General features: G+C 67.0%; 26 protein-coding genes. 11 read left to right on the top strand and 15 right to left on the bottom strand.

What is annotated here, in order from left to right; translation table 11 throughout:
* Positions 1-107 precede the first annotated feature (107 nt).
* The 7 genes from DT343_RS00530 to coxB all read right to left on the bottom strand — a co-directional run bounded on the left by DT343_RS00530 (position 108) and on the right by coxB (position 5,965).
* Positions 108-1,016 carry a cytochrome c oxidase subunit 3 gene (locus DT343_RS00530; RefSeq protein ID WP_055806286.1) on the bottom strand — a complete coding sequence of 303 codons (909 nt, stop codon included), beginning with the start codon at positions 1,014-1,016 and terminating at the stop codon, positions 108-110.
* A gap of 42 nt (positions 1,017-1,058) precedes the next feature.
* On the bottom strand, positions 1,059-1,502 hold the full coding sequence (locus DT343_RS00525) for an NUDIX domain-containing protein (protein ID WP_112862518.1): 444 nt from the start codon (positions 1,500-1,502) through the stop codon (positions 1,059-1,061).
* Positions 1,503-1,516: 14 nt separating this feature from the next.
* Entirely contained in the window at positions 1,517-2,053 is a 537-nt protein-coding gene (locus DT343_RS00520; protein WP_112861331.1) for a cytochrome c oxidase assembly protein, read from the bottom strand.
* The gene (locus tag DT343_RS17385; protein WP_017505721.1) at positions 2,050-2,220 is read right to left on the bottom strand and encodes a hypothetical protein; all 171 of its coding nucleotides are present in this window, start codon (positions 2,218-2,220) and stop codon (positions 2,050-2,052) included. The genes DT343_RS00520 and DT343_RS17385 overlap by 4 nt, the downstream gene beginning before the upstream one ends.
* Positions 2,221-2,224: 4 nt before the next feature.
* Positions 2,225-3,190, bottom strand: coding sequence for a heme o synthase (cyoE, locus tag DT343_RS00515; protein ID WP_112861330.1), 966 nt, complete (start codon positions 3,188-3,190; stop codon positions 2,225-2,227).
* A gap of 88 nt (positions 3,191-3,278) precedes the next feature.
* Positions 3,279-4,961: a cytochrome c oxidase subunit I gene (gene ctaD / locus DT343_RS00510; protein WP_112861329.1), complete on the bottom strand. Its 1,683-nt coding sequence runs from the start codon at positions 4,959-4,961 to the stop codon at positions 3,279-3,281.
* Positions 4,962-4,978: 17 nt separating this feature from the next.
* Entirely contained in the window at positions 4,979-5,965 is a 987-nt protein-coding gene (coxB, locus tag DT343_RS00505; protein WP_112862517.1) for a cytochrome c oxidase subunit II, read from the bottom strand.
* A 260-nt stretch (positions 5,966-6,225) separates the two neighbouring features.
* Here coxB and DT343_RS00500 point away from each other — a divergent pair, with 260 nt between their 5' ends.
* The 5 genes from DT343_RS00500 (at position 6,226) to DT343_RS00480 (ending at position 9,955) form a co-directional block, all read left to right on the top strand.
* On the top strand, positions 6,226-6,570 hold the full coding sequence (locus tag DT343_RS00500; RefSeq protein ID WP_112862516.1) for a PadR family transcriptional regulator: 345 nt from the start codon (positions 6,226-6,228) through the stop codon (positions 6,568-6,570).
* Positions 6,567-7,166: a DUF1700 domain-containing protein gene (locus tag DT343_RS00495; RefSeq protein ID WP_112861328.1), complete on the top strand. Its 600-nt coding sequence runs from the start codon at positions 6,567-6,569 to the stop codon at positions 7,164-7,166. The genes DT343_RS00500 and DT343_RS00495 overlap by 4 nt, the downstream gene beginning before the upstream one ends.
* Positions 7,163-7,945: a GIN domain-containing protein gene (locus tag DT343_RS00490; protein WP_112861327.1), complete on the top strand. Its 783-nt coding sequence runs from the start codon at positions 7,163-7,165 to the stop codon at positions 7,943-7,945. The genes DT343_RS00495 and DT343_RS00490 overlap by 4 nt, the downstream gene beginning before the upstream one ends.
* A 121-nt stretch (positions 7,946-8,066) precedes the next feature.
* Positions 8,067-9,098 (top strand): UbiA family prenyltransferase, encoded by a 1,032-nt coding sequence (locus DT343_RS00485; protein ID WP_112861326.1) that lies wholly within the window; start codon positions 8,067-8,069, stop codon positions 9,096-9,098.
* Between the two features lie 23 nt (positions 9,099-9,121).
* A complete protein-coding gene (locus DT343_RS00480; protein ID WP_220116400.1) occupies positions 9,122-9,955 on the top strand; it encodes a DUF3298 and DUF4163 domain-containing protein in 834 nt (277 codons plus the stop codon).
* A 39-nt stretch (positions 9,956-9,994) separates the two neighbouring features.
* On the opposite strand, the gene DT343_RS00475 is transcribed toward DT343_RS00480, so the two are convergent.
* From DT343_RS00475 to DT343_RS00465, 3 genes are read right to left on the bottom strand one after another with little or no spacing between them, the layout of a single operon-like run.
* Positions 9,995-10,942 (bottom strand): alpha/beta fold hydrolase, encoded by a 948-nt coding sequence (locus DT343_RS00475; RefSeq protein ID WP_112861324.1) that lies wholly within the window; start codon positions 10,940-10,942, stop codon positions 9,995-9,997.
* A gap of 37 nt (positions 10,943-10,979) precedes the next feature.
* Positions 10,980-11,180 (bottom strand): helix-turn-helix transcriptional regulator, encoded by a 201-nt coding sequence (locus DT343_RS00470; protein WP_039244155.1) that lies wholly within the window; start codon positions 11,178-11,180, stop codon positions 10,980-10,982.
* Positions 11,177-11,584 carry a hypothetical protein gene (locus DT343_RS00465; protein WP_112861323.1) on the bottom strand — a complete coding sequence of 136 codons (408 nt, stop codon included), beginning with the start codon at positions 11,582-11,584 and terminating at the stop codon, positions 11,177-11,179. Before DT343_RS00465 ends, DT343_RS00470 begins: the two co-directional genes overlap by 4 nt.
* Positions 11,585-11,711: 127 nt before the next feature.
* Between DT343_RS00465 and DT343_RS00460 the strand changes: the two genes are divergently transcribed.
* Positions 11,712-12,659, top strand: a complete 948-nt coding sequence (locus DT343_RS00460) for a fatty acid desaturase family protein (protein WP_112861322.1) — start codon at positions 11,712-11,714, stop codon at positions 12,657-12,659.
* Complete coding sequence (locus tag DT343_RS00455) at positions 12,656-13,306, top strand: class I SAM-dependent methyltransferase (protein ID WP_112861321.1); 651 nt, start codon at positions 12,656-12,658, stop codon at positions 13,304-13,306. The genes DT343_RS00460 and DT343_RS00455 overlap by 4 nt, the downstream gene beginning before the upstream one ends.
* On the opposite strand, the gene DT343_RS00450 is transcribed toward DT343_RS00455, so the two are convergent.
* Positions 13,303-13,869, bottom strand: a complete 567-nt coding sequence (locus DT343_RS00450; RefSeq protein ID WP_112861320.1) for a type 1 glutamine amidotransferase domain-containing protein — start codon at positions 13,867-13,869, stop codon at positions 13,303-13,305. The two genes, DT343_RS00455 and DT343_RS00450, sit on opposite strands and share 4 nt — an antisense overlap.
* Positions 13,870-13,975: 106 nt before the next feature.
* Here DT343_RS00450 and DT343_RS00445 point away from each other — a divergent pair, with 106 nt between their 5' ends.
* From DT343_RS00445 to pgm, 3 genes are all read left to right on the top strand, one after another.
* Positions 13,976-14,365, top strand: a complete 390-nt coding sequence (locus DT343_RS00445) for a hypothetical protein (protein WP_112861319.1) — start codon at positions 13,976-13,978, stop codon at positions 14,363-14,365.
* 78 nt (positions 14,366-14,443) lie between these two features.
* Complete coding sequence (gene ypfJ, locus DT343_RS00440) at positions 14,444-15,295, top strand: KPN_02809 family neutral zinc metallopeptidase (protein WP_112861318.1); 852 nt, start codon at positions 14,444-14,446, stop codon at positions 15,293-15,295.
* Positions 15,296-15,331: 36 nt separating this feature from the next.
* A complete protein-coding gene (gene pgm, locus DT343_RS00435) occupies positions 15,332-16,969 on the top strand; it encodes a phosphoglucomutase (alpha-D-glucose-1,6-bisphosphate-dependent) (RefSeq protein WP_112861317.1) in 1,638 nt (545 codons plus the stop codon).
* Here the strand turns inward: pgm and DT343_RS00430 are convergent.
* Positions 16,966-17,754 (bottom strand): TSUP family transporter, encoded by a 789-nt coding sequence (locus tag DT343_RS00430; protein WP_112861316.1) that lies wholly within the window; start codon positions 17,752-17,754, stop codon positions 16,966-16,968. The two genes, pgm and DT343_RS00430, sit on opposite strands and share 4 nt — an antisense overlap.
* A 49-nt stretch (positions 17,755-17,803) precedes the next feature.
* Entirely contained in the window at positions 17,804-18,751 is a 948-nt protein-coding gene (locus DT343_RS00425; RefSeq protein WP_112861315.1) for a retropepsin-like aspartic protease, read from the bottom strand.
* A 183-nt stretch (positions 18,752-18,934) separates the two neighbouring features.
* Here DT343_RS00425 and thrC point away from each other — a divergent pair, with 183 nt between their 5' ends.
* Positions 18,935-20,380 (top strand): threonine synthase, encoded by a 1,446-nt coding sequence (thrC, locus tag DT343_RS00420; protein WP_258522458.1) that lies wholly within the window; start codon positions 18,935-18,937, stop codon positions 20,378-20,380.
* A 6-nt stretch (positions 20,381-20,386) separates the two neighbouring features.
* On the opposite strand, the gene DT343_RS00415 is transcribed toward thrC, so the two are convergent.
* Positions 20,387-20,701 carry a CsbD family protein gene (locus DT343_RS00415; protein ID WP_055806344.1) on the bottom strand — a complete coding sequence of 105 codons (315 nt, stop codon included), beginning with the start codon at positions 20,699-20,701 and terminating at the stop codon, positions 20,387-20,389.
* A gap of 93 nt (positions 20,702-20,794) precedes the next feature.
* The gene (gene thrB, locus DT343_RS00410) at positions 20,795-21,748 is read right to left on the bottom strand and encodes a homoserine kinase (protein ID WP_112861314.1); all 954 of its coding nucleotides are present in this window, start codon (positions 21,746-21,748) and stop codon (positions 20,795-20,797) included.

Raw genomic sequence — 21,748 nt, 5'->3', positions numbered from 1 at the left:
GGGACAACGCCCCCGCAGCGCCCAGCGAACCGGCGTATCGGAAACGACGACGGCGCGGGACGATTCCTCGTCCCGCGCCGCTGCGATGTCTTCAGGGCCGTCTTGGATCAACCGAAGACGACATAGACGAAGGCGAAGAGGAACAGCCAGACCACGTCCACGAAGTGCCAGTACCAGGCCGCCGCCTCGAAGCCGAAATGCTTCTGCGGGGTGAAGTCGCCCTTCAGCAGGCGGATCAGGCAGACCGCCAGGAAGATGGTGCCGATCAGGACGTGGAAGCCGTGGAAGCCCGTCGCCATGAAGAAGATCGAGCCGTACAGGCCCGAGTTCACGGCCTCTTCGTTGAAGAACAGCTTCTCGTGCAGGATGTGGTTGTACTCATAGGCTTGGACGCAGGTGAACAGCACGCCCAGGGCCACAGTGATGATCAGGGCGATCTTGGCGCCCTTGCGGTCGCCGACCTGGATCGCGTGGTGGGCCCAGGTGACGGTGCAGCCCGAGAGCAGCAGGGTCACGGTGTTCAACAGCGGCAGCTGCCACGGCGACAGAACCTCGACGCCCTTCGGCGGCCAGGTCGACCAGGCCTTGGCGGTGTCGGCCCAGGTGCCGACTTCCGGCGTCAGGGCGCGCGATTCATGGAACAGGGCCATGTCGAAGAACATCCAGAAGAAGGCGACGAAGAACATCACCTCCGACGCGATGAACAGGATCATGCCGTAGCGCAGGCCCAGCGACACGACCGGCGTATGGTCGCCCGCCTTGGATTCCTTGATGACGTCCGCCCACCAGCAGAAGGCCGAGATCAGCACGCCGGCCAGACCGGCGAAGAAGACGCCCGGCTTGCCTTCGGCCAGGAAGTTGGCGGCGATCGGGCCGCCGTCCGCCGGGGCCAGACCCTTCATCCAGATCACCGCCCCGATGAACATGATGGTCGCAGCGACCGACGACACCAGCGGCCAGGGGCTGGGCGCCACCAGGTGGTAGTCGTGCTGCGGAGTGGCGTGGGCGTCAGCCATGAATCGCGTCTCTTCGTCGGCCAGAGTCGGTTGTTATAGCGGCTATAGCCTTCGATTTTCCCCGACGCCAGAGCCACGCCGTCTTTCCGCCTTGTTCAAGGCTCTGAACGCCTTGGCCGAAAAGGCCGACAGCGGCTGGGGAAGGTCGTCCAGAGCGAACCAGCCGATCTCCGACAGCTTGTCCGGCTCGGTCAGCGTCGGCCCGCCGGTGAAGTCCCGGGTGACATAGATCAGCGACACCCAATGCTGGCCGTCGGCCGGAATGATCTCTTCGGCCAGGCACAGGAAATCGACCGCGCCGATCGTCAGCCCGCTCTCCTCCTCGGCCTCGCGCCGCGCGGCGTCGATGGAGCGCTCCATCAGGTCGACCTTGCCGCCGACGATGTTCCAGAACCCGGCCTCGGGCGCCTTCAGCCGCTTGCACAGCAAGACCCGCCCGTCGGCGCGCTGGATCACCACGCCGCAGCCGACGCCGGGAAAGTCCACGCCCGGCTTCGAAGTCACCCCTCGGGCGCGTCCACGGACGGATAGAAGGTGTAGCTCAGGGTGATGTCGCGCGCGCCCTTGGCCTCACGGTCCGTGGCCAGTTCCGGGGCGATGAAATACTGGACCGGGAACTGGCGCGTCTCGCCCGCCGCCAGCGTCTGGTCGGTGAAGCAGAAACATTGCAGCTTCTGGAAATACGGCCCCGTCTGCTCGGGCGAGACATTGTAGCTGGCGCGCACCTGGATCGGCTTGTCCGAGGTGTTGGTCACGTCGAAATAGGCCAGGCCCGTCTCGCCGATCCGCACCCGCTGGGTCGACTGTTCGGCGCGGAAGGTCATCGGCACGCCGCGCACATTGGTGTCGAACCGCACCATGACCGTCTCGTCCAGCACGGTGTCGGAGGCCTTATCCGCCTTCATCGTCGTGCCGCCAAAACCCGTGACCTGACAGAACATTCGATAGAGCGGCACCGCCGCAAACGCCGCCCCGGTCATGCCCATCACGCCGAAGACGCAGATGATGGCGATCAGATTCTTGCGGCCCGCCTTCATGGCTGGGAGGTCTCCACCGCCGTGGCCAGCGCGCGCTCGGCCGCCTGGTTCTGTTGCAGGCGCAGCACCGTGGTGGCGAAGACCAGCACGATGAAGGCCACAAGCGCCGAGGCGATCCAGACGTTGCGACGCTTGCGCGCGCGAAGTTCCTCAGGCGTCAGACGCATGGTGTTACGCTCCCAGACCGGACAGGGCCTCGACCAGCAGCGCCGAGAACAGCGCCATCAGATAGAGGATGGAAAAGGCGAACAGGTCCCGCGCCGGTTTGGCCTGGACCTTGACGTCATACAATGCGGCCTCGCGTCCTACGGCCTCGGCCTTGTCCGGCTCGTCGCCGGCGCGCGAGCGATAAAGACGCACTGCCAGTCCGAGGAAACCCAGGCCGCCCGCGACCGACACGACCAGATAGATGATCCCGCCCAGGCCCGCGAAGGCCGGGGCGATGGCGACCGGCACGAAGACCAGGGTGTAGAGCAGGATCTGCAACCGCGTGGACTTGGCGCCCTTGGCCACCGGCATCATCGGAATGCCCGCCTTGGCGTAATCGCCGGCCGAATACAGCGCCAGCGCCCAGCTGTGCGGCGGGGTCCACAGGAAGATGATGAGAAACAGCAACCACGCCTGCCACGGCGCATGACCCGTCGCCGCCGCCCAGCCGATCACGGGCGGGAAGGCGCCCGCCGCGCCGCCGATGACGATGTTCTGGGGCGTCCGGCGCTTAAGCAGCAAGGTGTAGAAACCGGCGTAATAGACGATGGTCACGGCCAGCAGACCCGCCGCCAGCCAGTTTGCGTTCATCCCCAGCAGCATGACCGAGAACAGGCTCAGGATGACGCCGAAGGCCATGGCGTCGTTCTTGCGCACACGCCCCGCCGCCACCGGCCGGCCGCGCGTGCGCCGCATCAGGGCGTCGGTCTCGCCTTCCAGCGCCATGTTCAGCGCCCCGGCCGCCCCGGCCCCCACGGCGATGCACAGGATGGCGATGGCCGCGACCAGCGGATTGACCGATCCCGGCGCGACGATCAGCCCGGTCGCGGCCGTGAACACCACCAGCGACATCACGCGCGGCTTCAACAGCTGGAAGAAATCCTCCGGCTGGGCGGTCGAGAGAACGGGGCGGGTCTGAACTTCGGTCATCTGTGGGGGCCGCATAGCATACCCAAACGAAGAAGGCCGCCCCTTCCGACGGAAAGAGCGGCCTTCAATTTCATAGCGCTGGAAAGGCTTAGTGCTCTTCCGCCTTGATGACCGGCAGTTCGTTGAACTGGTGGGCCGGGGGCGGCGAGGACAGGGTCCACTCCAGGGTCGTGGCGCCTTCACCCCACGGGTTGGCGACGCCCGGACGACGACGGATCGCCGCCTCGGCCAGCATGATCAGGAAGACGATCACGCCGACGACGGTGACGGCATAGCCGATCGACGAAACGTGGTTCCAAAGGGTGAAGGCTTCCGGATAGTCGATGTAGCGACGCGGCATGCCCTGCAGACCCAGGAAGTGCTGCGGGAAGAACACCAGGTTCACGCCCACGAACATGATCCAGAAGTGGGTGGCGCCCAGAAACTCGTTGTACTTCACCCCGAACATCTTCTCGAACCAGTAGTAGAAGCCCGCGAAGATCGCGAAGACGGCGCCCAGCGACAGCACATAGTGGAAGTGCGCCACCACGTAATAGGTGTCGTGCAGGCTGTAATCGATGCCGGCGTTCGACAGGACCACGCCGGTCACGCCGCCGACGGTGAAGAGGAAAATGAAGCCGATCGCCCACAGCATGGGCGTCTTGAAGCTGATGGAGCCGCCCCACATGGTGGCGATCCAGCTGAAGATCTTCACGCCCGTCGGCACCGCGATGATCATGGTGGCGGCGATGAAATAGGCGCGCAGATTGATGCTCATGCCGACCGTGTACATGTGGTGGGCCCACACGATGAAGCCGACGAAGCCGATGGCCACCATGGCGTAGGCCATGGCCAGATAACCGAACACCGGCTTGCGGCTGAAGGTCGAGACGATGTGGCTGATGATGCCGAAGCCCGGCAGGATCAGGATGTACACTTCCGGGTGACCGAAGAACCAGAACAGATGCTGGTACATGATCGGGTCGCCGCCGCCGGCGGGATCGAAGAAGTGGGTGTTAAAGTTGCGGTCCGTCAGCAGCATGGTGATGGCGCCGGCCAGCACGGGCAGCGACAGCAGCAGCAGGAAGGCGGTGATCAGCACCGACCAGGCGAACAGCGGCATCCGGTGAAGTGTCATGCCCGGCGCGCGCATGTTCAGGATGGTGGTGATGAAGTTGATCGCGCCCAGGATCGAGCTGGCGCCCGCGACGTGCAGGGCGAAGATGGCCAAGTCGAAGGCGGGGCCGACGTGGCCCGTGGTCGACAGCGGCGGATAGGCCGTCCAGCCCCCGCCGAAGCCCTTGCCCGGTCCGCCGTCGGTGAACATCGACAGGATCAGCAGGCACCAGGCGGCGACCAGCAGCCAGAACGAGATGTTGTTCATGCGCGGGAAGGCCATGTCCGGCGCGCCGATCATGATCGGCACGAACCAGTTGCCGAAGCCGCCGATCATGGCGGGCATGACCATGAAGAAGATCATGATCAGGGCGTGGGCCGTCACGACGGCGTTATAGCCGTGCTTGGACTGCTCCACGAGACCCAGCAGCTGGATCGACGAGCCTTCCTTGAAGATCTGGATGCCCGGCTCGGCCAGTTCCCAGCGGATCAGCCCCGACAAGGCGCCGCCCACGATGCCCGCCATGATGGCGAACATCAGATACAGGGTGCCGATGTCCTTGTGGTTGGTGGACAGGAACCAGCGGGTGAAGAAGCCCAGCTTGTGGTCGTGATGGTGGTCGTCGTGAGCGTGACCGATGTGGGTCGCGTCGCGGGTTACGGTAGCGTCAGCCATGTGTCTCTGTTCGCCTCTTACTGGGCGGCCGGCGCGGCGGACGCCGCGGCGGGAACGGGTTGGTCGGCGGTGGCGCCGACGGGGGCGGCGACCGGGGTCGCGGCGTCGGCGGCGGGCGCAGGCGCGGCAGCGGCCGGAGCGGCGGCTGCGGCGGGCGCGGCGACCTTGGGCGTCATCGAGCCGCCCTTGGAGGCGATCCACTGTTCGAACTGGGCCTGGGTCACGACCCGGATCTCCAGCGGCATGAAGGCGTGGTCGACGCCGCACAGTTCCGAGCACTGGCCATAGAAGACGCCGGTGCGCTCGGCCTTGAACCAGGTGGTGTTGATGCGGCCGGGAACGGCGTCGGTCTTCAGGCCGAACGCCGGCAGGGCGACCGCGTGGATGACGTCCGAGGCGGTGATGACCAGCTGCACCGTCTTGCCGACCGGCACGACCATCGGCTCGGTCGCGGCCAGGCGATAGGGCACGCCCTTGGCCTTGGCTTCCTCTTCCGGGAGCATGTTGGAGATGTATTCCGCGACGCCCTGGTCCGGATACTCATAGGCCCAGTTCCACTGGTTGCCGGTCACCTTCACCGTCACGTCCGGCGACGGCATGTCGTGATAGGCGAACAGCAGGCGGAACGAGAACAGAGAGATGAAGACCAGGATCAGCACCGGCAGCACGGTCCAGATGATCTCGATCGTGGTGTTGTGGCTCCAGCGCGCGGGCGTCGGATTGGCCTTCTTGTTGTAGCGGAACACGATCCACGCCAGCAGGCCCAGCACCAGCAGGGTGATGGCCGTGATGATCGGCATCAGGATCACGTCGTGGAAGAAGTGCGCATCATGCTTCAGCGGCGACGCCGCCGGTTGCAGCGTGATGCCGCCCGGGGTCGGCTGACCCATCAGGTCCTGCGCCCACGTCGGCGCCGCAGCGAACATCGCCAGTCCGGCGCCCAGAACGATGGAGGACGCGCAAGTCGCGGCCTTCCTCAACGTCCCTTGGGCTCGCTTGCCCATCCCCATATGAGACTTCCCCATAAAACCGTTATGCAGCAGATACTTGCGAATGGCTCGCAAGAGATCACGCTGGCGCGATTCCCACGCCCGGCGTTCTCGGTCACCTATCGGATCGCTTTCGGCTTGCCAAGCGATCAACGGCGCTCAGGCCGCAAAGCCGCCTTCAGCCGGCCTCGATTAAATCGCTGTCATGTTTCGATAGCTACCTTGCGTCACAAGATACCTTGTCGTAGTCAGTGGTCATCAACGGGAGAGCCGAGGTGCCAGAAACTATCGAGATACAGCTGAAGAAAGGAGTGCTGGGGCTTTGCGTCCTGGCCCTTCTGAACCGGGCGGACAGCTACGCCTACGAGATCGCCAGCCGCCTGTCGGACGCGATCGATATGGGGGAAGGCACGATCTACCCCCTGATGCGCCGCATGCAGTCCGAAGGACAGGTCGAGACCTATCTGGTCGAATCCTCCGCCGGGCCGTCACGCAAATACTACCGACTGACCGAAGCGGGCCGGGGGGCCCTCGCCGCCCAGACTGCCGAATGGTCCGCCTTCACCAAGGCCGTCGACGCCATCGTGGCGAAAGACGCCGATCAGGGAGCCGCTCAATGACGCGCGCCGAATTCATCGATCGTTTGAAGGAAGGCCTCGTCGGCCTGCCGACCACGACCGCCAACGACATCATCGCCGACTATCAGACCCACTTCGACGACGGCATCGCCGCCGGCCGCACCGAGGCCGAGGTGGCCTCCGCGCTCGGCGATCCGGTCCGCCTGGCTCGCGAACTGAAGGCCGAGGCCGGCATCCAGCGCTGGCATCAGGAGAAGAACCCCTCCGCCGCCGCCGGCGCCGTCTTCGCGGTCCTGGGCCTGGGGGCGCTGGACATCCTGATCCTCCTGCCCCTGCTGATGGGCGTGATCGGGACCGTGTTCGGCTTCTTCATCGCCGCCATCGGACTGTTCATCGCAGGCGGCGTGATCATGGTCGCCGGCCCCTTCGCCGGCTTCCCCGGCGGGCCGTTCGCGGCGATCCTGATGGGGCTGGGCCTGATGGCCGGCGCCGTCTTCATCGGCGCCCTGCTGACCATCTTCACCATCTGGCTGGTCAACGGCGTCGTCTGGTTCGCCCGCCTGCACTACCGCCTGCTGAAGCCGGCGCTTGAGCCGACCAGCGTTCAATCCACCTCGACCTCGGGAGCTTCGGCATGATCCGCACCCTGTTCATCATCGCCGGCGCCGCCCTGGTGCTGTGCCTGGTCACCGTCGGCGGCGCGCTGGCGATCGGCGGCCACGACCTCCAGCGCCACGGCTGGGCCTGGACCATCAAGGACCACGACGGCGAGACCATCCGCTTCGAGCGGGTCAAGGGCGGCGGGACCGACGACCTTGGTCCCTTCACCACCCGCACCCTGCCTTGGACCGGAGGCGAGACCCTGACCGTCGATTCCAGCATCGACGTCGACTATGTGCAGGGCGACGCCAACACCGTCGTCATCACCGGGCCCAAGGGTCTGACCGACCGGGTCCGCCTGGTCGACGGCCGCCTCGATCTGGGCGACGGCGACGAGCGGGTCGTGTTCGGCTGGGACAACGACGGCTTCTCCGCCCGCTCCGAGCGCGACGAACTGAAGGTCGTCATCACCGCGCCCAAGGTGAACCGCTTCAACGCCAAGGGCTCGGGCGACCTGCAGATCACCGGCTATGACCAACCTTCGCTGGCGCTCGACATCGCCAGCTCGGCCGAGGTCACCGTCTCGGGCCGCACCGACGAGCTGAAGCTGGACATCGCCGGCTCGGGCGATGCGTCCCTCGGCGACCTGGCGACCCGTGACGCCTGGGTGGACATCGCCGGATCCGGCGACGCCCGCATCGCCCCGACCGGCGACGTCAAGGTCGCCATCGCCGGCTCCGGCGACGTGGCCCTGGCCACCCGCCCCGCCAACCTGAACAGCACCGTCTCCGGCTCCGGCGACGTCTATCAGGACTGACGGTTGCGCTGATAACCAAAAGAGAAGGGGCTGGATCATCCAGCCCCTTTTTCTATGCGCCACCATCCGAAACAGAGCGCGGCGCCTTCACCGCTCGGCCCCTACGCGCTAAGTCGGCCGCATGACTTTCGCTCCCCTCCCCGACGCCGGCGCCAACTGGGTCGATCGGCACGCGCCGGAGGGGCTGAAGCCGTGGTTGAAGCTGGGGCGGTTCGATCGGCCCATCGGCATCTGGCTGCTGCTGTTGCCCGGCTGGCAAGGGATCGCCCTGGCCCTGGCGCAGTATCGGCAGGCGCCGGGTCTCTATGATCTGTGGCTGTTCGTTGGTTTCGGCATCGGCGCCTGCCTGATGCGAGCGGCGGGATGCGCCTTCAACGACATCGTCGATCGGGATTTCGACGCCCAGGTCGCCCGCACCGCCCAGAGACCCATCCCGTCCGGCCGCATCTCGGTCAAACAGGCCTGGGCCTTCGTCGTCGCGTGCAGCCTGATCAGCCTTTTGGTCCTACTCACCCTGCCGACCGTCGCCATCGGGCTGGGAGTCGGGTCGCTGGGCCTGGTCGCGGCCTATCCCTTCATGAAGCGGATCACCTGGTGGCCCCAGGCCTGGCTGGGCCTGACCTTCAACTGGGGCGCCCTGATGGGGTTCGCCGCTGCGCTGCCCTTGGCGGCGGCCGCCTTGCTGCTGCCCGCCGATCTCGCCGGCGAGTTCCGGCCCTTTCTGTGGTCCCCGGCCAGCGACAGCGGCCATGCGATCGCCTTCGCCTGGCAGGCCTATCTTCCCGCCATCCTGCTGTGGATTGGCGGCGTCTTCTGGACCCTGGGCTACGACACCATCTACGCCCTGCAAGACATCGAGGACGACGCCATGATCGGGGTGAAATCCTCGGCCCGTCGCCTGGCCTCGGCCGTGCGGCCGGGCGTAGCGGTCTTCTATGGCCTGACCGTAATCCTTGCCGTCTTGACCGGCTTCGCCGCGGGACTTGGGCCGCTGTTCGGGCTCTGTCTGGTGATCTACGCCGTCCATCTGGCGTGTCAGGTCATCCGGCTGGACCGCAACGACGGCGCCCTGGCGCTGAAACTTTTCAAGTCCAATCGCGAGGCCGGTCTGATCCTGCTGGCCGCCATCGCTCTTGGCTCAATCTCCCTGTGATCCCCCCGATGATGGAGTTTCCCATGTCGCGCACCGCCCGCATCCTGCTGTTATCCGCCGCTGTCGCCGCCACTTTGGCCGCCTGCCAGCGCAAGGAAGACAAGGCCCCGGCCCCGGCGCCGGCCAAGCCTGCGCCGGCCGCAGTCGCTGCACCCGCGTCGAACACCCCCGTCGGCTATGACAGCAAGACCCCCTATGCCGCCGTCAAACTGACCCTGCCCCAGGCCATCAAGACCACGCCCGCCCTGCACGCCGCCCTCTACGCCGACACGGTGCGCGACCTGAAGCAGTTCGAGGAAGGCGCCCAGGCCGATCTCAGCGAAGCCGGCGGCGGCCCGAACCCTTACGAAAAGACCATCGCCTTCGCGCCGGGCGCCGAGACCGGCAAACTGGTCAGCCTGGCCCGCACCGATTTCGAGTTCACCGGCGGCGCTCATCCCAACACCAGTTTCGACGCCGTGATCTGGGACAAGACGACCAACAAGCGGCTGGGCTTCGCCGACCTGTTCCGGCCGGGCGCCGACCTGTCGGTTCTGGACAAGGCCCTGTGCGTCGCCGCCAACGCCGCCAAACAGGCCCGCTCGCCCGGCTCTGAAACCGCGACCCTGGACGGTAAGATGTGGACCTGCCCCAAGGCCGTCTCCACCCCCTTCGTCCTGACGCCGGGCACGACGCCGGGCAAGGCGGGCGGCATGACCTTCCTGATGGGGCCCTATCAGATCGGCCCTTATTCGGACGGCCCCTACTGGATCGCCCTGCCCCAATCGGCCTTCCGCGCCCTGCTCAGCCCCGCCTACGCCGACCAGTTCGACGGCGCACCCGCCAAGGCCGGCGACGTAACGCCGAAGAACGGCTGAACCAATCCTCCCCCGCCTGCGGGGGAGGATCTTTAGGGCTCACTTCGCCAGAAACGCATCCACCAGCCCGGCGAACCGCGCCGGCTGATCGGCCATGATGAAATGCCGCGATCCATCGACGCGGATCAGGCTCACGCCGGGCAAGGTCGCATACTCCCGCGTCCACATCGCATCGGCCACCGCCGCCGGCGCCCCGCCGTCGGCATCGGCAGCGTAAAGCGCCGTCACCGGCGTCGTCATGGTCGCCAGCCCCGGCCGCGCATCGGTGGTCATCACATCCTTGATCGCCGCCGCCATCGCGTGTCGGTCGCCCGCCATGGACCAGGCGACGATGTCCGCCTGGGTCGCCGGATCGCGTGAATAGCCCGCCGCCGTCTGCGTCTGGCCATTGCGGAAGGCGTCCTGCGGGGTGTTCAGAATGCCGCTCGCCGCCTGATCGGCGAAGGGACGCGCGGTCTCGGCCGTGACCTGCGGCCCGAACAGGGCGGAAAAGAAGGGCAGGCTGTCGACACTCATCAATCGTCCCACGGCATCGGGATGCGCCTGCGCCAGCCTCAGCCCGACAAGCGCGCCCATGGAATGGCCGATGACCGCCGGCCGGTTCAGGCCCTGCTGGCGGATGTAGCGATCCAGCTCATTCACCACGGGCTGCAAGAAGGGGCCGTCCCCATGCGACCACGGCTCGCCGGCGAACCCGGCCAACTGCACCAGATGCACCCGGTGCGTCGCCTTCAGCCGATCGGCCGTCGCCCGCCAGACCTCCCGCGAACAGCCGAAGCCGGGGATCAGGATCACGTCAGGGCCTTGGCCCACGACCTCGACCGACAGGCGGTCGGAGGTGAAGGGCGCAGCGGCGGACGCCGCTGGCAGCGCGGTCTGGGCGCGAGCCTGATCGCTGGCCACAGCGCAGGCGATCACAACGCCCAGGATGATGGCAAGGCGCGACGGGGCGAAGACGCCCCGGCAAGGGCGAATGACGTTCGACATCACAGTCTCCAATTGTAAGGTTATTCTGACTTCTCGGTCAGCCCGCGTGCGGGTTCTCAAAGATCTCTTCTACCGGCCGTTCGAAGACGGCGGCGATCCGGTAGGCCAGGTCCAGCGAGGGGTCGTGCCGCTCCGTCTCCAGGGCGATGACCGCCTGGCGCGAGACCCCCAGCGCCTGACCCATCTGTTCCTGGGTCCAGCCGCGCTCGACGCGTAGAAGCTTCAGACGGTTCTTCATCGGCTGCTCCGGATGAAGGGTGAAACGACGCCGTAGAGGCCCCAGAAGACCGGCACGATCAACCAGGTCTGCATATGCGGCGCGCCGGCGAAACTCTCGCCAAAGCCCCAGAAGGTGGCGACGGCCAACGCCAGTCCGGCCGCGATGATGAACTGTTTGGCCGTCACGCCGCGCACGAACTCGTCGCTCTCGCGCATCAGCGCCAGGGTCGCCCAGATCTGCCCGATTACCGGCGCCGACACCGCCGCCGCCAGGACCCAGGCCGCCGGCTTGCCCATCAGATCGTCGAACGCGTCGGTCGTCATCATCGCGACGCAGATCGCGACGTAAGGCACGGAGAACGCCATCGTGCGAATGATGTAGCGTCGATGCGCAGGCGTTCCGGTCTTCCAGGCGGTGATCATATTGGCTCTCCTTGTGTAAGGACAACCTGACACCGACGGAATGTCATGTCAACCTGACTTTTTGTCAGGCACGCCCAACATTTCTCCGTTGCTTTTCCAGACGCGCGTCAAGGGCTAGACTCGCCCCATGTCCGCCGCCCCGCGCATCGCCCCCTCGGCCCTGTTCACGCCTCAGGAATGGGCGCCGTTTCAGATGCGCTCGGCCTGGGCCGGCCCGCTGCTTGTGGCTCACTGCTGGGCCGTGATCGCGCTGGCCGTGATCGCGGGCGTCCTGATCCCATGGGTGATCCCGCTGTGCGTCATGGTCGTCGGCACGCGTCAATTGGGTCTGGCCATTCTGATGCACGAAGCGGCGCATGTCGGGCTGTCGAAGTCGAACCGGCTGAACGATTTTCTCGGCCACTGGCTATGCGCCGTGCCGATCGGCGCCAGCCTGAAGGCCTATCGCCCCTATCACCTGACGCATCACCGCTTCGCCCAGCAGGCCGAGGATCCCGATTTGATGCTGTCCGCGCCGTTTCCCGTCAGCACGGCCTCGCTGCGCCGCAAGCTGATCCGCGACCTGACGGGCCAGACCTTCTTCAAGCAGCGGGTCCTGCTGCCGCTGGCGCAGGCGCGCTCGAGCGGCCCCCGAGATGATGGCGCACATGACTATGAGTCGATCGTGACGGGCCGATCCGTCCTGCCCTTCCTCGCCTTCAACACGATCCTCCTGGCGGGCTTCATCGCCGCCGGCGTTTGGTGGGCTTTCTTCATGCTGTGGCTGCTGCCGATGGCGACGTGGTTTCCGATGGTGACGCGTCTACGAAACATCGCCGAACACGCCTGCGTCGAGGGTTCGGCCGTCGATCCGTTCCGCGCCGCCCGCACCACCCGCGCCTCTTGGTGGGAGCGCGCCTTCATCGCGCCCTACTGGGTCAACTTCCACGCCGAGCACCACCTGTTCATGCATGTGCCCTGCTGGAAGCTGGCGCGCCTGCACCGCGCCATTCGTGCGAAGCCGCAAGCTGAGGCGATGGAGGTCGCACCCGGCTATGCCAGCGTGCTGAAGGCTGTTACGCGCAAGGCGGAATGACCGTCCTCGATCCCGCCGCCTTCATCCGTGACAACACCCGGCTTCAGCCCGTGCCGCACGCGCCCGAGATCTCTTTGTGGCTCGCCGACGAGATCACGCCCATCTGGCGGCTGACGGAAGAAGAACTGGGCGAATTAGGCGTGCCGCCACCCTTCTGGGCCTTCGCCTGGGCCGGCGGACAGGCGCTGAGCCGGTATCTGCTGGATCATCCGCAGGAAGTGGCTGGCAAGCGCGTCTTGGACTTCGCCGCCGGTTCGGGTCTGGTCGGCGTGGCGGCGATGAAGGCGGGGGCGACCCAGGTCCTGTGCGCCGACATCGATCCCTTCTGCCAGGCCGCAGTCGCCGCCAACGCCGCGGCGAACGGCGTGACGCTGGACTTCACCCAGACCAATCTGCTGGACGCCGCCCCGCCGGATGTGGAGGTCATCTGCGCAGGCGACATCTGCTACGAGCGTCCGATGACCGACGCCGTTCTGGCCTGGCTGGGCCAAGCCCGCACCAGGGGCACGCGGGTTCTGATCGGCGATCCGGGACGCACCTATTTCCCGCGCACGGACCTGGATTTTCTGGCCGAGTACCGCGTCCCGACCTCGCGCGAACTGGAGGACCAGGAGATCAAACGGTCCTCAGTCTGGGCGATGCCTTAGGCGGCGGCTTGACCTTCGTGGCGGCCTTCGGCGAACTCCTCGATCATCTTTGCGTTGAAGGCGGGAATGTCGTCGGGGCAGCGGCTGGTCACCAGGCCCTGATCCACCACGACCGCCTCATTGACCACATTGGCCCCGGCGTTCTTCAGGTCGGTGCGGATGCTTTCGAACGACGTCATCGTGCGCCCCTCGACCACGCCCGCCTCGATCAGCAGCCAGGGCGCGTGACAGATGGCGGCGACCGGCTTGCCGGCGTCGAAGAAGGCCCGAACGAACTTCACCGCGTCCTCGTCCGCCCGCAGCAGGTCCGGGTTCGCCACCCCGCCCGGCAACAGCAGGGCGGAATAGGTCGAGGCGTCGACCGCCGCCACCGCCTTGTCCGCCGTAACCTTGTCGCCCGGCGTCAGATGGTCAAAGCCCTGGAACTCGCCGGCCTTCAGCGACACGATCTCGACCACCGCGCCCGCATCCTTCAGCGCCTTCATCGGTTCATTCAGTTCGATCAGCTCGACTCCGTCGGTCGCGAGGATGGCGACGGTCTTGCCGGAAAGGGATTGGGCCATGAGGAATGCTCCGTTCGTAAAGGGGGTTCGGCGGGATGAACCCACAGAAACTCAAAGGGTTGCGGCTCCGCTTGGCGGCGATGGCGCGCGTCCCCACATCCTATCCATGCGATCGCTCCTGACCCTGACCGTCCTGTTGGCCGCTGCCGCCACGCCCGCCTTGGCCCAGACCTATCCGCAGGCCGGCCGCCCCTACGGCGCCTATCCGGGCGGCGTTCCCGCCGCCATCGCCGACCAGCACCGCTATGAGAACGATCGCCTGCGTTCTCAGGCGCAGTCGAATGCGGACCAGGCGCGTCAGCAGCAGATCGAGACCCAGCTTCGTCTGCGCGCCATCGCAGGCGCACGCGAACCGACCGTCACCCAGCCCTTGCAGCCGCGCCCGCTCTACAGCCCCGAGCAGGAGCGAACCTTGCGCCAGTCCGCCGCCGAACGTCGCCAGCAGACGGCCCAAGGCATGAGCCAGATCGACAACTGGCTGGCCCGTTCGCAATGAAGCGTGCGAACTGACGCATCCCTTCCCTTGCACCCGCGTTCCTGCCTAGCTTAACCAGGATCGGGCGGAGGAAGCGAAATGCGCTGGCAAGGTGGACGGACAGGCGGCGGCGTCGAGGATCGACGGGGTCTCGGCGGCGGAGCCATCGCCGGCGGCGGTCTGGGCGTCGGTGTTCTGGCCATTATCGGCTATCTGGTCTTCGGAATCGATCCTTCGACCACGACTCAACTCGCCAGCCAGTTCGGCGGCGTCGGCGCCGAGCAACAGCAGGGCCAAGTCGGCACGCCCGAGGATCAGGCCGGTCGCTTCGTCGATGTCATCGGCGCCAATATCAACGATGTCTGGGCGCAGAAGCTGAACGGCTATCAGCCGCCGAAGGTCGTGATCTACGAACAGGGCACATCGACCGGCTGCGGCTTCGGCCAATCGGCCATGGGTCCCTTCTACTGCCCCAACGATAAGACCGTCTATCTGGACCTCGGCTTCTGGCAGGAGATGGAGAACAAGCTCGGGGCCTCGGGCGCCGACTTCGCCCGCGCCTATGTCATCGCCCACGAGTTCGGCCATCACGTCCAGACCCTGACCGGCACATCGGATCAGGTCCACCGGGCTCAGCAGCGCGCCTCCGGTCAGGCCGAAGCCAACCAGTATTCCGTCGCGCTGGAGCTTCAAGCCGACTGCTACGCCGGCGTCTGGGCCCGGAACGCCTCAGCCGTTTCGAACGGTCAGGTCGCCCTGGATGCTGGCGAGTTCGAGGAGGGTATGAAGACCGCCCAAGCCATCGGCGACGACACCCTGCAACGGCGCAGCGGCGGCCGCGTCTCGCCCGAAAGCTTCACCCACGGCTCCTCGGCCCAGCGCGTCGAATGGCTGCAGCGCGGCTATCAGTCGGGCGATCCGGCCGCCTGCGACACCTTCAGCGGCGCCTGATCGCCGCGAGCCTTCAGAACGATTGATTGACTGACGATGCATGACCGCGCCGGCACGACCGCACGCCCCGAAGACCTGATCGACCTCGACGCCCTGCTGGGCGCCTATGACACGACCCGGCCCGACATGGGCGATCCGCAGCAGCGGGTTGTGTTCGGCACCTCGGGCCACCGCGGCTCCAGCCTGGACGGCGCCTTCAACCAGGCCCACATCCTCGCCATCGCCCAGGCGATCGCCGAATACCGCGCGGCCCAGGGCGTCGACGGCCCGCTTTTTCTCGGTCGCGACACCCACGGCCTGTCCGAGCCCGCCTTCCGCACGACGCTGGAGGTGCTGATCGCCAACGGGGTCGAGGTGCTGATCGACGCCCGCGACGGCTTCACCCCTACGCCGGCCGTTTCGCACGCCATCCTGACCCATAACCGCACGAATAGCCGGCAGGCGGACGGCGTCCTGATCACCCCGTCGCACAATCCGCCGCGTGACGGCGGCATCAAATACAATCCCCCCTCCGGCGGCCCGGCCGGGGGCGAGGCCACATCCGCCATCGCCGCCCGCGCCAACCAGTTGATCGAAGGCGGCCTGACCGAGGTCCGTCGCGTCCCCTTCGCCCAGGCGCATGCGGCGGCTGGACGGTTCGACTATCTGGCCGCCTATATCGACGACCTGCCCAGCGTGCTGGACCTGGACGCCATCCGCAACGCCGGCGTCCGCATCGGCGCCGATCCGCTGGGCGGCGCGGCCGTGGCCTATTGGGGCGAGATCGCTGAGCGCCACCGACTGGACCTGACCGTCGTCAACGACGCCGTCGATCCACGCTGGGCCTTCATGCCGCTGGACGCCGACGGCAAGATCCGCATGGACTGTTCCTCGCCCAGCGCCATGGCCGGTCTGATCGGCATGATGAAGGGCGGCTCGGCCTATGACGTCGCCTTCGGCAACGATGCCGACGCGGATCGCCACGGCATCGTCACCCCCGACGCAGGCCTGATGAATCCCAACCACTTCCTGGCCGCCGCCATCGCCTATCTGTTCGCCAATCGACCCGGCTGGGGCGCGGACGTGGCGGTGGGCAAGACCTTGGTCTCATCGTCCATGATCGACCGGGTCGTCGCCGGCCTGGGTCGCCGCCTGCTGGAAGTTCCCGTCGGCTTCAAACACTTCGTACCTGGTTTGCTGGACGGCACGGTCGGTTTCGGCGGCGAAGAATCGGCCGGGGCGTCCTTCCTGCGCCACGACGGCACGGTGTGGACGACCGACAAGGACGGCATCCTCCTGTGCCTGCTGGCCGCCGAAATCCAGGCCCGCACGGGCCAGAGCGCCAGCCAACTCTACGCCGGTCTGACGGATCAGTACGGCGCCCCCGCCTACGCCCGCGTCGATGCTCCCGCCAATCGCACCGAGAAGGCCCGGCTTGCCGCGCTCAGCCCCTCGGACGTCTCCGCGACCACCCTGGCCGGTCAGCCGATCACCGACATTTTGACGAAGGCCCCCGGCAACGGCGAGGCCATCGGCGGGCTGAAGGTCGTCACCGCCGACGCCTGGTTCGCCGCCCGCCCCTCGGGCACCGAAGACGTCTACAAGATCTACGCCGAATCCTTCCTCGGCCCGGACCACCTCGCTCAGGTTCAAGACGAGGCGAGGGCCGTGGTGGCGACCGCGCTGGCGGGCTAGATCAAGCCTGCCATCCACGCCCTCAGCGGATTGGCGGGATCGGACAGCAGTTTGATCACCATGCCGACGCAGATCGTCACTAGGAGCGGTCGGATTAGCTTCGGCCCGAACCGCATGGCGGCGTGCGACCCCAGCCATCCACCCAGCACCTGGCCGACGGCCATGGTCAGGCCGACAGCCCACAGCACATGGCCGCCGATGGCGAACACCGCGACGGACACCAGATTGCTGGCAAAGTTCAGCGCCTTGGTATGGGCCGTGGCGCGCGTCAGCCCCATCCCCATCAGCGTCACCAGAGCCAGGGCGAAGAACGACCCCGCGCCAGGGCCGAAGAAGCCGTCATAAAACCCGATCCCACCCGCAACGGCGCCGAAGGCGAAGGGCGTCAGGCGCGCCCGGACATCCTCGTCGCTCGCCTTCGGTCCAACCAGAAAATAGACGGCGATCCCAACCAGCAGCAGCGGCAACAGGACCATCAACCAGGTCGTGTCCACGAAACTGACCACCACCGCGCCCAAGGCCGCGCCGACGACCGTGGCGATCAGCGGCCATTTCAGCAGGGCGAAGTCGATCCGCCCCTTGCGCCAGAAGTTCCAGGTGGCGGACGCCGTGCCGAAACTGCTCTGTATCTTGTTGGTGGCGATGGCCGCTACCGGATTGACGCCGACCGCCAAAAGCGCGGGCACCGTGATCAGACCGCCGCCTCCGGCGATGGCGTCCACGAACCCGGCGGTCACGGCCGCAGCAAACAACAGCAAGAGGATTTCCGGGGCGAACTCGATCATGGCGCGGACCTAGGCCGTTGTTCCGCGCCGATCCAGCCTCAATCCCTGATCAGGCGCCGACCGTGATCTCCATCGGCCGTTCGACGAAAAGGCCGGGGCCGCCCAGGTCCAGCGCAAGCCGGCGGTTCTCGAACGCGGCCATGCCGACCAGGGCCTTGGGGAAGCCCGGCACAGCGACGTCGTCATAGATGGCGACCGTTGCCTGACGATACAGTTCGTCGCCAATGGTCAGGGTGCGCACCACGACCGTCTCGGCGCGCACGGTGCCGCCCAGGACGATGCTCTGGCCCGGCGTGCGTTCGCGTCCGTCCAGCAGGCCGGCGGCCTGGGCCGTCTCGCGCGTGACGGCCAGCACGGCCGAGGCGCCGGTGTCGATCACCGCATTGACCGTCGCCCCTTCCAGGGTGATGCCCGCCTGCAGGGCCTTGCCGGCCCGTGTCACCGGCACGGGTTTCAGCGACGACGGCGGCGTCCAGCCCTCGCGCGGCAGGAACCGGACCCGATGCTCGGTCGTGTCCAGTTCCAGCACCAGTTCCCGCAGCACGTCCTGTCCCAGGATCAGCGCCGCGCCCAATCCCTGATCGCTGGCCAGCGGCCCCAGGCCGAGGATGGCCGCGCGCAATCCGGTCAGCCGCAAGCCGCCGATCGCCACATCCAGCGTCGTCCCGCGTCCGACCTGAGCGTCGCCGCCGACGCCGTAAGCCACCATCGGGATGTTGAAGACATTGGTCAGCCCCAGCCGCTCGATCAGCGATCGGTCGATGACCGAATACTGCGCCCCCGAATCGATCAGGGCCCGCACCGGCTGTCCGTTCACGGTCACCTCGACCGTCGGGGTCGGCGCGCGCGGCTCGGCATAGGGCAGCCAGCCGCTGGAGCCGTTCGCCGCGAAGGCGACCGTCGGCCCGCGCCAGACCACATGGTCGCGCAGCCACCAGGCCCCGCCTGCGCCGCCGGCGACCAGCCCCAGCCGGATCAGAAGATCGCGTCGTCTCATGCTCCTGACATGGACCGTCGCAGCAATCCGCGCCAGCGGGGCAATGTCGCAACCCCCTTTTTAGGACTGACGAACTGGCTGCTGTAGCGGCAAAAACATGCGCTCAATCACCCCCGTCTACGCCCAGAGGTGGATTGTCGCGCCACAGCCCGCGAAAACCCGACAAAATCATCCAGAAAGCGGGTGACGCCGCCGCCCCGTCTGGCTACGACCATCGGCGTCATGAGCACCTCCAGCGCCCGCTACGTTTCGACCCGAGGCCAAGTTTCGAACTTGGCGCCCGAAACCGATTTCACCGACGCCCTGCTGCGCGGCATCGCGCCGGACGGCGGCCTCTATATGCCGACCGCCTGGCCCAGCCTGTCGCCCCAGGCCTGGACCGGAGCGGCCGACTACAAGTCGATCGCGCTTCAAGCTATCGCCCCCTTCATCGGCGACGCCCTGCCCGACGGCGCGCTGGAGCGCGCGCTGGACCGACTGACCGCCGGGTTCGACCATCCGCTGGTCACGCCTCTGGTCGAGCTGGAGCCGGGCCTGTTCGTGCTGGAGCTGTTCCACGGTCCGACCGCTGCCTTCAAGGACCTGGCGATGCAGCTGGTCGCCAGCTTGACCGACGAGACCCTGGCCGCCTCGGGCGAGCGTCTGACCATACTGACCGCCACCTCTGGCGACACCGGCGCCGCCGCCGTGCGCGCCTTCGCCGGCGCCAAGTCGGTCGATCTGGTCGTGCTCCACCCGCTGGACCGCGTCTCGCCGGTTCAACGCAAACAGATGACGACGGTCGAGGCCGACAATGTCCTGAACCTGGCCGTGCGCGGTGATTTCGACGACTGCCAGCGTCTGGTGAAGGGCCTGCTGGCCGACGAGGCCCTGCGCGAACGGGGCCGCCTGTCCTCGGTCAATTCGATCAACTGGGCGCGGCTCGCGGGCCAGATCCCCTACTATGTTTCCGCGACCGCACAGCTGGGCGAGGCCGCGACCTTCGTCGTGCCGACCGGCAACTTTGGCGACGCCTTCGCCGGCATTGCGGCTACGAAGATGGGCTTGCCGTCGAACGGCTTCGTCGCGGCCGTGAACCAGAACGACGCCCTGGCCCGCGCCCTGAATGACGGCCTGTATTCGCGCCGTCCGGCGGTCGAAAGCGGCAGCGTGTCCATGGATGTGCAGGCGCCGTCCAACTTCGAGCGGCTGGTGTTCGAGGCGACGGACCGCGACGCCGAGGCGACGCGCCTGGTGTTCGAAACCTTCGCGCGCGACGGCGCCATCGCCTTCGATCCTGACCTTCTCGCCGCCCTTCGCACGCAGGTCTCGGCGGTCTCCATGGACGAGGATGAGACGCGCGCCGAGATCGCCCACGCCTATGAGGCCTGGGGCCGTGTCGTGTGCCCGCACACGGCCGTGGCGCTGGCCGCCGCGCGACGGCAGGACCGCTCGAAAGGTCCCGTCGTCGCCCTGTCCACCGCCCATCCGTCCAAGTTCGGCGACTTCGTTTCGGCCGTCCTGGGCTTCGAACCCGAACCCGCAAACGTCATCGCCGCCCTGGGCGACAAGCCCGAGCGGTTGACGATCGTCGATGGGACGATGGACGCGGCGCGTGACGCCGTGGCGGCCTTTTCAGGCCGCCACTAAAACGTCTTAGCGACGACCGCCGCCAGTCAGGGCGCGCAGCAGAAGCAGGCCGACGCCGGCGACCGACAGGGTCGTGACCAGCGGACGCTTGCGCGCCTCGGCGGCGACGGTGCGAGCCTTGTCGCGGTAATCGACGGGAACTTTTTCGACCAGGCGATCAACCGAATCCATCGCCTTGCCGAAGGTTTCCAGCGAACGGCCCTTGGCGTCGTTATAGGCGCCTTCGACCTGCAGCTTCTGGTCGCCGACCAGCTTGCCGACGCCTTTTTGGAACTTGCCTTGCGCCTGCGAGGCGGCGCCGTTGATGGTTTCGTCAGTCATGATCTTCGTCCTCGGGGAGCGGCGCACGTCGCCGTTGCACCATCAAAATCCCGGCCAAACTTTCGGTTCCAGCGACGAAGCCGCGCAGGCGGCTCAGGCCGGTTCGGTCGCGCGCCAATGGTCCATCCGACGCAGGAAGACCGCCGGATCCTTGGGCGTGACCAGATTGGCGGGATCGTGGAAAATGCGGTCGTGCAGCCGCGTGATCGTGAACCGCACGGCCGCCGCTTCGCCCAGGCGCGGCAAGGTCGCCCGCTCGGCGGCGCTCAGCGGCCGCACGGACTCATAGCCGCGCTGGAAGGCCGCCATGGCGTCCGGCATGGCCCGCCCCTCGGCGTCGAAGCCCCAGGCGGACAGGGCGATGGCCAGGTCATAGGCGAAGGCGCCGGTGCAGCCGAAATAGAAGTCGATCACCGCCGAAACGGCGCCGTCCTCGAACAGCACATTGTCGGGGAAATAGTCGGCATGGATCGCTCCGCCCGGCAGATCGTCCGTAAAGGGATCGCCCAGGCGCGCCAGCGTCGCCTGGACCTGTCTCAGCAGCGCGCGATCCGCGTCGGACGCCCGCCCTTCTCCCTCGACGCAGCGTTCGGCCAGCCGACGCCACATCGCCGGCCCGACCGGATTGGCGCGTTTCAGATCAAAATCAGCCGCCGTCAGATGAAGCCGCGCCAGCGCCGCCCCCGCCGCCGCCTGATCAGCCGATGACGGCGTGCGCAGCCAGGCCCCGGTCTTCCATTCGATCACCGCCGCCGCCCGGCCGTTCAGTCGTCCAAGCCACGCCCCCGACCGGTCCTCGATCGGCGTCGGGCAAGGAAAGCCGCGCGCCGCCAGATGCGCCGTCAGCCCCAGGCAGAAGGGAAGCGAGGCCTCGTCCGTCCGCCCCTCGAACAGGGTCAGCACAAACCGGCCGCGCGTCGTGTCCAGCCGATAGTTGGTGTTCTCCACCCCCTCGGCGATGGCCGTCAGTTCAACCACCTCGCCGATGTCGTAGCCGGCCAGGAAGGCCTCGGCGTCGGCGATGGAAACGGGGGTGAAGACGGCCAT

Source organism: Brevundimonas vesicularis (genome assembly GCF_900445985.1).
Lineage (GTDB): Bacteria > Pseudomonadota > Alphaproteobacteria > Caulobacterales > Caulobacteraceae > Brevundimonas > Brevundimonas vesicularis_D.
The sequence above is the reverse complement of the archived record's forward strand: the minus strand, read 5'-3'. Positions and strand labels throughout refer to the sequence as shown.